This window comes from uncultured Amnibacterium sp., from assembly GCF_964244015.1.
Taxonomy (GTDB): Bacteria; Actinomycetota; Actinomycetes; order Actinomycetales; family Microbacteriaceae; genus Amnibacterium.
On sequence record NZ_CAXTHO010000117.1, the window covers coordinates 1 to 9,293 of the forward strand.

The 9,293-nt window shown below is 71.8% G+C and carries 10 protein-coding genes and 1 tRNA gene; 7 read left to right on the top strand and 4 right to left on the bottom strand.

All coding sequences use genetic code 11. The annotated features are described in order from the left end of the window. A partial coding sequence (locus tag ACFE67_RS12220) for an acyl-CoA thioesterase domain-containing protein (RefSeq protein WP_375407161.1) occupies positions 1-176 on the bottom strand: 176 nt, incomplete at its 3' end. Between the two features lie 51 nt (positions 177-227). On the opposite strand from ACFE67_RS12220, the gene ACFE67_RS12225 reads away from it, so the two are divergent. Both ACFE67_RS12225 and ACFE67_RS12230 read left to right on the top strand, forming a co-directional pair. Beyond that, positions 228-914 (top strand): hypothetical protein, encoded by a 687-nt coding sequence (locus ACFE67_RS12225; protein WP_375407152.1) that lies wholly within the window; start codon positions 228-230, stop codon positions 912-914. A 413-nt stretch (positions 915-1,327) separates the two neighbouring features. Next, the gene (locus tag ACFE67_RS12230) at positions 1,328-1,516 is read left to right on the top strand and encodes a hypothetical protein (protein WP_375407153.1); all 189 of its coding nucleotides are present in this window, start codon (positions 1,328-1,330) and stop codon (positions 1,514-1,516) included. 22 nt (positions 1,517-1,538) lie between these two features. Here ACFE67_RS12230 and ACFE67_RS12235 read toward each other — a convergent pair whose 3' ends face one another. From ACFE67_RS12235 to pepN, 3 genes are read right to left on the bottom strand one after another with little or no spacing between them, the layout of a single operon-like run. Further along, the gene (locus tag ACFE67_RS12235) at positions 1,539-1,931 is read right to left on the bottom strand and encodes a globin (protein ID WP_375407154.1); all 393 of its coding nucleotides are present in this window, start codon (positions 1,929-1,931) and stop codon (positions 1,539-1,541) included. Next, positions 1,921-3,036 carry a mechanosensitive ion channel family protein gene (locus tag ACFE67_RS12240; protein WP_375407155.1) on the bottom strand — a complete coding sequence of 372 codons (1,116 nt, stop codon included), beginning with the start codon at positions 3,034-3,036 and terminating at the stop codon, positions 1,921-1,923. Before ACFE67_RS12240 ends, ACFE67_RS12235 begins: the two co-directional genes overlap by 11 nt. Continuing rightward, entirely contained in the window at positions 3,029-5,578 is a 2,550-nt protein-coding gene (gene pepN / locus ACFE67_RS12245; RefSeq protein WP_375407156.1) for an aminopeptidase N, read from the bottom strand. Before pepN ends, ACFE67_RS12240 begins: the two co-directional genes overlap by 8 nt. 169 nt (positions 5,579-5,747) lie before the next feature. On the opposite strand from pepN, the gene ACFE67_RS12250 reads away from it, so the two are divergent. The 5 genes from ACFE67_RS12250 to ACFE67_RS12270 all read left to right on the top strand — a co-directional run bounded on the left by ACFE67_RS12250 (position 5,748) and on the right by ACFE67_RS12270 (position 9,282). Then, complete coding sequence (locus ACFE67_RS12250; protein ID WP_375407157.1) at positions 5,748-6,251, top strand: ribose-5-phosphate isomerase; 504 nt, start codon at positions 5,748-5,750, stop codon at positions 6,249-6,251. A 3-nt stretch (positions 6,252-6,254) separates the two neighbouring features. Next, the gene (locus ACFE67_RS12255; RefSeq protein WP_375407158.1) at positions 6,255-7,316 is read left to right on the top strand and encodes an Fpg/Nei family DNA glycosylase; all 1,062 of its coding nucleotides are present in this window, start codon (positions 6,255-6,257) and stop codon (positions 7,314-7,316) included. 7 nt (positions 7,317-7,323) lie between these two features. After that, positions 7,324-8,766, top strand: coding sequence for an amidohydrolase (locus tag ACFE67_RS12260; protein WP_375407159.1), 1,443 nt, complete (start codon positions 7,324-7,326; stop codon positions 8,764-8,766). A gap of 80 nt (positions 8,767-8,846) precedes the next feature. Further along, a complete protein-coding gene (locus tag ACFE67_RS12265; protein WP_375407160.1) occupies positions 8,847-9,149 on the top strand; it encodes a hypothetical protein in 303 nt (100 codons plus the stop codon). Positions 9,150-9,208: 59 nt separating this feature from the next. Next, positions 9,209-9,282 (top strand) — tRNA-Gly (locus ACFE67_RS12270). The last annotated feature ends 11 nt before the right edge of the window (positions 9,283-9,293 follow it).

Below are 9,293 nucleotides of genomic sequence, written 5' to 3' on the forward strand. Positions count from 1 at the left end.
CCGTGCATCGAGTGGATCGGTCGATCGGCCTCGACCGTCCTCGACGCCGCCACCACCGACTGCGCGAGTACCTGGCCGCCGAACACGCGGCCCTGCGGACTCCACTGGGACGGCCCGGTGAAGATGTCCTCGCTCGTTCGCGCACCCGTGTCGACCACGTTCAGTGCGGCGAGCATCGCGGATAGCGGTTCCAGGATCGCCTCCTCGCGTTCGCGTTCACTAGTGTAATGAGCCCGATGGATCGCTTCCTCACGCTGCCCGACGCCGCGGCGCTCGCGGATCTGCGCACCTATCTCAGCCGTGCGGACCGCATCGACCGTGCCTCGGCGCGCATGATCGCCGGAGGTGGGGTGCTCGCCGTCTACACGGCCGTGCTGCACCCCGGTGGCCTGCTCGACGAGACGCCGACGGTGCTCGGGCTGCGCACGGTGCGGATCCGGGTCGACCAGGTGCTCGACGTGGTCGTGCCGATCGCCTCGCTCGTCGCGCGGCTCGACGCCGCGATCCCGGACCCGGAGGACGACACGGTCCTGATCGGGATACCCGCCGAGGTCGCGACGGTCACCTGGGCCGGGGTCGCGCCGCCGCGGGCAGGGTGGCAGCCGGTCGACTCGACGGTCGCCGGCTCGCTCGCCGAGATCGCGAAGGCCGGCATCGTCGAGGTCGCCGAGCTGCTCCCCGCCGACGCAGGCGAGGCCGTCGTGCGCCGCGTGCGTGCCGAGGTGTGGGGGAGAGCGATGCCCGACCTCGACCACGTGCCCGCCGGCGCAGCGTTCGCGGCGCACAGCCTCGGCTTCCTCGGCGAGGTGGAGGAGGAGATCCCCGTGTACGAGACCGGCCCGTGGACGCGGCTCTCCGCCGCTCGCGGGCACGTACTGGTCAAGCGCCGCGGCTGGTCCCTCCAGCAGTCCTGATTCCCGCTGCCGGGCGGTGATCTCGAGGCTCGCTGCGCTCGCACCTCGATCAGCGGGAACGGCTCGCTGCGCTCGCGCCTCGATCAGCGGGAACGGCTCGCTGCGCTCGCGCCTCGATCAGCGGGAACGGTTCGCTGGGCTCGCGCCTCGATCAGCGGGAACGGTTCGCTGGGCTCGCGCCTGGATCAGCGGGGGCGGTTTGCTGCGTTCGCGCCTGGATCAGCGGGGGCGGTTTGCTGCGTTCGCGCCTGGATCAGCGGGGGCGGTTTGCTGGGCTCGCGCCTGGATCAGCGGGGACGGCTAGCTGGGCTCGCACCTCGGTCAGCGAAGGCGGGCCGAGCGGCCCGAAGTGGGTACTCCGCAGGCCCGAAGAGGGGACTGACCTGGTGGTTCGGTCTCATTACCGTGGCGGCATGGACGCGCAGCCCGAGGTCGCCGAGCGGTCGCCGTGGCCGCCGCTCGTCGCCTCGCTGCTGGCGCTCGGCGTGGTCCGGACCGTTGCCCGCATCTACGGCCTGGTCGCGCTGCTCGTCATCGTGATCGCCTGCGTCGGCGCGATGGCGATCGCCATCGTCGTCCTCCGCCTCATGCTCCTGCACTGACGCGGCCACCCGACCTGCCGGGTCACTCCTCGAACGTGTTGACCATCGCGTGGGCGGCGCGCTCGAGGTAGCCCCACAGCTCCGACTCGTACAGCGGAGGCAGGTGGAGCTCGTCGACCGCGTCGCGCATGTGGTGCAGCCACCGGTCGCGCTGGTCCGGGTTCACCTTGAACGGCATGTGCCGCATCCGCAGCCGCGGGTGCCCACGCCGCTCGCTGTACGTCGTCGGGCCGCCCCAGTACTGCTCGAGGAACCCGGTCAGCCGCTCGATCGCCGGCTCGAGGTCCTCCTCCGGGTACAGCGCGTGCAACGGTGGGTCGTTCGCGACGCCGACGTAGAAGCGCCGAACGAGCCGCTCGAACGTCGGCCGCCCGCCGACGGCGTCGTAGAAGCTGCCCGGTCCGTCAGCCGGCATCGGAACCGTCGTCGGGTGGTGCTGCCCGTGTCGTCCGCGGTCTCCTGGGAGCAGGCGGGTTCGCAGGTGCGTCGTCGGTGGACGGGGTGGCCCGTCGTGTCGCCCGCCGACGCGGTACGGGGATCGACCCGGTGCGCGGCGGCCGGACCCCCCGCAGGGCTCCCGCGTACTCGAACTCGTCGAGACGATCGCTGCTCAGCCGGATCTGCTCGATCCCGGCGTCCTCCAGCGCCTCCCGGAGGTGGGTGCGGATCGCCCAGGCGACGTCGTCGCGCTGGTTGGCGGTCGTCCTGGCGACGATCCGCAGCACGACGCCGTCCGCGGTGACCGATTCGAGCCCCCAGAGCTCGGGGCTCTCGGTGACGCTGCCCTGCCACTCCGGCGTCGCGACAGCCGCCTTCGCGGCATCGAGGAGGCGCGGCTGCAGCGCGTCGACGTCCGCCCCGTTCGGCACGGTGACGTCGACGATCGCGCGCGACCAGCCCTGCGACCGGTTGCCGACGCGGGTCAGCTCCCCGTTCCTGACGTACCAGAGCACGCCGTTCACATCCCGGATCTGCGTCACCCGGATGCCGACCGCCTCCACGATCCCGGTCGCCAGGTCCGTGTCGACGATGTCGCCGACGCCGAGCTGGTCGTCCGCGACCATGAACAGCCCGGTCAGCACGTCCTTCACGAGGTTCTGCGCACCGAACCCGAGACCGGCGCCGAGAGCCGCTGTGATCAGGGAGAACGCTCCCGTGATCTGGGCGTTGATGATCGTCACGATCGTGATCAGCGCGATCAGGACCACGACCACCGAGACCACGTTGTTCAGCACCGTGCCGAGGGTCCTGGTGCGTTGCACGATGCGTGCAGCGCTGACCGGGGAGGTGAGCAGCGCCTGGGTGTCCTGCACGTTCCGCCGTCGCTTCGCGCCGGTCACGATGCGGTTGACGGTGATCTGGATCACCCGGTTCGCGATGAGGCGGATCAGCAGGGCGATCAGGACGACGATCAGGATCTGCACGGTCTTCCCGAGGGGACCGTTCAGGTCGGTGCCCCAGAGGAAGTCCCACGCGGTCCGGACACCTGCTCGGGCGCCGGCGGCGACGAGGTCATTCACCGGCGTCCCGCTCCTGCGCCGCGAGCGCCCGCTGCACGGCGGCGGTGTTCTCGACCACGACACGACGGAGGGCCGGGGTCGCGTCCGGATGGGCGTCGAGCCACGCCTCCGAAGCGTAGACCAGCTCGCGGGAGGCGAGCGGCGACGGGTAGAGGCCGCGCGCGAGCGTCTCCGCGATGGCGTAGCTGCGGTCGGCCCACAGCTGCTCGACGGTCGCGAAGTACCGCGCGACGTAGGGCTCGAGCAGGCTCGGGTCGATCGCTCGCCGGAATCCGAGGGTCGTCGCCCGCACGGTCGCGTTCGGCAGCGCCCCGGAATCGACGACCGACGACCACGCGGCGGCCTTCCCCTCCGCCGTCGGGATCACGGCCCGCGCGTGCGCGGCGGACTCCCGCCCGGTGGCCGTGTCGTCGGCGGCGAGCGTCGCGACGATCTCCGCCTCCCCGGCCTCGCCGCCCGCGACGAGCGCGATGAGCAGCTCCCAGCGGAGGTCGGTGTCGACGTCCAGGCCGGGCAGCGGCGCCGCGCCCGACAGAAGGCCGCGGACCATCTGCAGCTGCCCGGGCGTGCGGGCGATCGAGGCGAGCGCGCGCACGAACTGGAACTGCGCATCCGATCCGGCCTCCGCAGCGGACGCGAGCCGCTGCAGGCCGTCGCCGAGCGCCGTCAGCGTCTCCTCGCGGGCTGCCGGGGCCACGTAGCTGGAGGCGACCAGCACCGCCTGCGCGACGACCTGGCGGATCGTCGTCGACTCGGTCTCGCTCCCGATGTTGTTCAGCGCGAGCCGCACGAAGTCGCGCGGGCGCGCCTCCGCGTCCCGGGTCGCGTCCCAGACGGCGCTCCAGACCAGCGCCCTGGCGAGCGGCGACTCGATCGCGGCGAGGTGGTCGATCGCGGTCTCGAGGCTCGACTCGTCGAGCCGGATCTTCGCGTAGGCGAGGTCGTCGTCGTTCACGAGCACGAGCGCGGGGCGGCGCTTCCCGACCAGCTCCGGCACGTCGCTCGAGGCGCCGTCGACGTCGAGCTCGACACGCTCCGTCCGGACGAGCCGGCCCCCCTCCAGCTCGTAGAAGCCGATCGCGAGGCGGTGCGGCCGGATCGTCGGGTGGTCGGCCGGTGCGGTCTGCTCGATCGTGAAGGCGGCGATGAACCCCTCCTCGTCCGTCTCGATCTGCGGCGTCAGGGTGTTCACGCCCGCCGTCTCGAGCCAGGCGCCGCTCCAGGCGGTCAGATCGCGACCGCTCGTCGCCTCCAGCTCGACCAGCAGGTCGGCCAGGGTGGTGTTGCCGTGGGCGTGCTTGACGAAGTACTCGTGGATGCCGGCCAGGAACGGCTCGCGGCCGACGTAGGCGACCAGCTGCTTCAGCACCGAGGCGCCCTTCGCGTAGGTGATGCCGTCGAAGTTGACCAGCACGTCCTCGAGGTCCCGGATCTCGGCGACGATCGGGTGCGTCGACGGCAGCTGGTCCTGCGTGTACGCCCAGTTCTTCTCGAGGATGGTGAAGGTGGTCCACGCCTCCGTCCACTCCGTCGCCTCCGCGGTCGCGAGCGTGGAGATGAACTCGGCGAACGACTCGTTCAGCCAGAGGTCGTTCCACCACTGCATCGTCACCAGGTCGCCGAACCACATGTGGGCCAGCTCGTGCAGGATCGTGACGACGCGGCGCTCGCGGGTCGCGTCGGTGACCTTCGAGCGGAACACGTAGGTCTCGGTGAAGGTGACGGCGCCGGCGTTCTCCATCGCACCGGCGTTGTACTCCGGCACGAACAGCTGGTCGTACTTGTCGAACGGGTACGGGACGCCGAAGATCCGCTCGTAGAACTCGAAGCCCTGCTTCGTCTTCGCGAAGACGTAGTCCGCGTCGAGGTGCTCGAACAGGGACGCCCGGGCGAACGCGCCGAGAGCGATCGTGCGGCCGTCGGCGCTCGTCAGCTCGTCCGTGACCGACTTGTACGGGCCGGCGATGAGGGCGGTGATGTAGGAGGAGATCACCGGTGTGGGCTCGAAGGCCCAGGTCGCGGCGCCGGCGCCTGCGGGTGTCGGCTCGGGTGCGGCCTGGTTGGACGTGACCGACCACGCCTCCGGTGCGGTGACCGTGAAGCGGAACGTCGCCTTCAGGTCGGGCTGCTCGAACACCGCGTAGACGCGGCGGGAGTCGGGCACCTCGAACTGCGTGTACAGGTAGACCTCGTCGTCGACCGGGTCCACGAAGCGGTGCAGGCCCTCGCCGGTGTTCGTGTAGATCGCGTCGGCGTCGACGACCAGCACGTTCTCGGCCTGCAGGTCGGGCAGCCGGATGCGCACGCCGTCGCTGACCTCGGCCGGATCGAGCGACGTGCCGTTCAGCGTTACCGACCGCACGGTCCTCGTGATCGCGTCGATGAAGGTGGCGGCACCGGGCGTCCCGCTGAAGCGGACCGTCGTCCTCGACCCGAACACCTCGGGCCCGCGGGTCAGGTCCAGCTCGATCTCGTAGGCGGACGGCTGCACGATCGCGGCGCGCTCCTCAGCCTCGACCCTGGTCAGGTTCTCTCCGGGCATCGCTCTGCTCCTCGCCTCGCGGACTCGGCGAACAACCCTACGCAGCCCGGTCTGCTCTCTTCGCGATCAGGCCGGTTTCGCGACACCCCTCGTCGCCGACGCCCGCGGATGGCATCGTGCCGAAATCTCCTGAACGGCGCGAAATGCAGCGCGATCTAGAGTGAGCGGCATGCGGGTGCATCTCGGCACGGACCACGCCGGACTCGACTTCTCGAAGCACCTGAAGGGGCATCTGGAGGCGCAGGGCCACGAGGTCGTGGACCACGGTCCCACCTCCTACGACCCGGTCGACGACTACCCCTCCTTCTGCATCAACGCCGCGGTCGGCGTGATCAACGACCAGTCGGCGGGGTTGGAGGCGCTCGGCGTCGTCTTCGGCGGCTCGGGCAACGGCGAGCAGATCGCCGCGAACGAGGTGCGCGGCGTCCGAGCCGCCCTGATCTGGAACGAGTCGACCGCGCTGCTCGCGCGCCAGCACAACGATGCGAACGTCTGCGCGATCGGCGCCCGCCAGCACACGCTGCAGGAGGCGACGCAGCTGATCGACCTGTTCCTCGCGGAGCCGTTCTCGCAGGAGGAGCGGCACGCCCGGCGGATCGCGCAGCTGGCCGAGTACGAGGCCACCGGCACGATCGCGGGGCACCAGGTCGACCGGCTGACGGCGAGGGCCTGAGGCATGCCCGAGGGTCATTCCGTCCACCGGATCGCGCTGCAGTTCCGACGCGACTTCGTCGGGCACCGGGTCGCGGCGTCGAGCCCGCAGGGTCGCTTCGCCGCGGGTGCGGAGGACCTCGACGGCCGCGCGATCATCGCCTCCACCGCCGTCGGCAAGCATCTGCTGCTCGAGTTCGAGGGCGACCGCACGCTGCACGTGCACCTCGGCCTCTACGGCTCGTGGGACTTCGCGGGCGAGGTCAGCGCTGCTCCCACCTTCACCGTCGAGGACGGCCGGGTCGGGGACGAGGTGCGCCGCAGCGGCTCCCTCGGCGCGCTCGCCGGCTACCGGGAGGGCGCGCTGTCCGAAGCGACGCCCGAGCAGCTCGCCGCCGCGCAGGACGCTGCGGGGGAGCGGAACCTCCGGGTCGGCGGACCGACGCGCAGGACGACCCTGCGGATGGCCGAGTCGGACCGCGAGACCGAGGCGCCCGAGGGCGGGTTCCCGCCACCACCGGTCGGCGCGGTCCGCGTCCGTCTCCTGACCGAGACCGCGGTGGCGGATCTGCGCGGGCCGACCGCCTGCGAGGTGTTCGACCCGCAGCAGGTCGAGAAGCTGCTGGCGAAGCTCGGCCCCGATCCGATGCACGACGCGAGCCGCACGGCCGAGAACCGGTTCGTGCAGCGGGTCCTGAAATCGTCGACCCCCATCGGCCTGCAGCTGATGGACCAGTCCGTCGTCGCCGGCATCGGCAACATCTACCGCGCCGAGCTGCTGTTCCGCGCGCGCCTCAACCCGCACGCGCCCGGCAAGACCGTGCCCGAGGCGGCCCTCCGGCGGCTCTGGAAGGACTGGGCGCATCTGCTCGCGATCGGTGTCGAGACCGGCCAGATGCTGACCCGCGCCGACCTGAAGACGGAGCAGGACTACCGCCGTGCGCTCAGGAGCCGCGGCGAGCGCCACTACGTCTACAAGCGCACCGGGCAGAAGAGCCTCCGCGGCTCCGGCACGGTGGTGATGGAGGAGATGGGCGGCAGGACCCTGTACTGGGCGCCCGGGTGGCAGAACCGACCAGAGGTCTGAGCCGCGCGTGACGGATCTGCTCCTCCGCCGCAGCGCGATCGGCGGCGCGATCGTCGATCTGCGCGTCCGCGACGGCCGCATCACGGCGATCGCGCCCCGCCTGGATGCGACGGGCGCGGAGGTCGTCGACCTCGACGGGCGCGTCGTCCTCCGCGGCCTGTGGGACGAGCACGTCCACGTGACGCAGGCGGCGCTGGCCTCGAGGTGGATCCCGCTCCGTGACGCTGCCACCGCGGCCGGCGCGCTCGCGCGGATGACCGCTGCGCTGCCTGCACTGGTCGAGGAGTGGCCGGATCCGGAGGTGCCGCTCGTCGGTATCGGCTTCCAGGACGGCCTCTGGCGGGATGCGCCCACGCAGGAGGCGATCGATGCGGTCGGCGGGGGGCGAGCGCTCGTGCTGATCAGTCACGACATGCACGCGACGTGGGTGAACTCGGTCGCCGCGCGCCGGTTCGGCGTCCACCCCGGCCCGGACGGTTTCGTGCGCGAGGAGCTCGCCTTCGTGATCGGCCGCGAGGTCAACCGCCTCGCGGAGACGCGCTCGGCCGCCGCGGTCGATGTGCTGATGAAGCGGGCCGTGCGGCGGGGCGTGGTCGGGATCGTCGACCTGGAGATGACCTGGAACGCCGACGTGTGGCAGACGCGGACCGCCGGCGGCTGGCGCGGTCCGCGGATCGAGGTGGGCGTCTATCCGCCCGACCTCGAGCGCGCGGTCGGGCTCGGCCTCCGCGCAGGGTCGGTGCTCGGCGCGGACGGCCTGCTCACGGTCGGGCCGCTGAAGGCGCTGATCGACGGCGCGCTGAACACCAGGACCGCGTTCTGCGCACACCCCTACCCCGACGGCGGCAACGGGCTGCTGACCGTGCCGGAGGCGGAGCTCGCCGCCCTGCTCGAGCGAGCCCGGCAGACGGGCTTCGTGCCCGCCGTGCACGCGATCGGCGACGCCGCGGTCACGATCGCCCTCGACGCCTTCGCCGGCGTGGGGATCGGTGGCCGGATCGAGCACGCGCAGCTGGTCGCCGACACGGACCTCGCGCGGTTCGCAGCGCTCGGCGTGACGGCGAGCGTGCAGCCGGCGCACCTCCTCGACGACCGCGAGGTCGCTGCAGAGCACTGGGCGGGTCGCACCGACCGCGCGTTCCCGTTCCGGTCGCTGCTCGACGCGGGTGCCGCGCTCGCGTTCGGCTCCGACGCGCCGGTCGCGCCGCTCGACCCGTGGCGCACGCTCCGGGCGGCCGTCGACCGGTCGGTGCCGGGGGAGCAGCCGTGGCACCCGGAGCAGCGCATCCCGCTCGCCGCCGCGCTCGACGCGTCGACCCGCGGCCGCTCCACGCCGCAGGTCGGCGACCCGGCGGACCTCATCGCGCTCGATCGCCCGGTCGAGGAGCTCGACTCGGATGCGGTCGCGATGACCCTGATCGCGGGCCGGTTCGCACACCGCGCGCTCTGAGCCGATGCGCCATGCCGACGTTCACCGTCCGGACACGGAGCGGCAACCGGGCCGTCTCCTCGAGTGGCGACGATCCCTTCATGACGCTGCTCAGCCACACCGAGACCGTGATGCGCCCCGCCTCCGCCGCTCTGGAGTCCTGGTTCCCCGCTCCGGGTGTCGCGTTCGGTCTCACCGCGCTGATCACCGAGCAGGCGGAGGTCTCAGCCGCGATCGCCGCGACGGTCGCGCGCATGGGTGTCGAACTCGACGCGGACGCGCTGGACGAGCTGACCGAGGAGACGGCGACCCTGTTCGCCCGAGCCGAGGAGATCCGGATGGCGCTCGCCCTCGCCGCCCGGGCGGCCGACGAGACCTGGCTCCTGACCTTCGACGTCGACTGACCTGCCGCGCGCCGGGTCCCGGTACGATAGTTGCGTCGTCGGCTTCAGACCGACGTCGCGGGGATGTAGCTCAATGGTAGAGCCTCAGTTTTCCAAACTGATGGCGCGGGTTCGATTCCCGTCATCCCCTCCACGCCAGCCCAG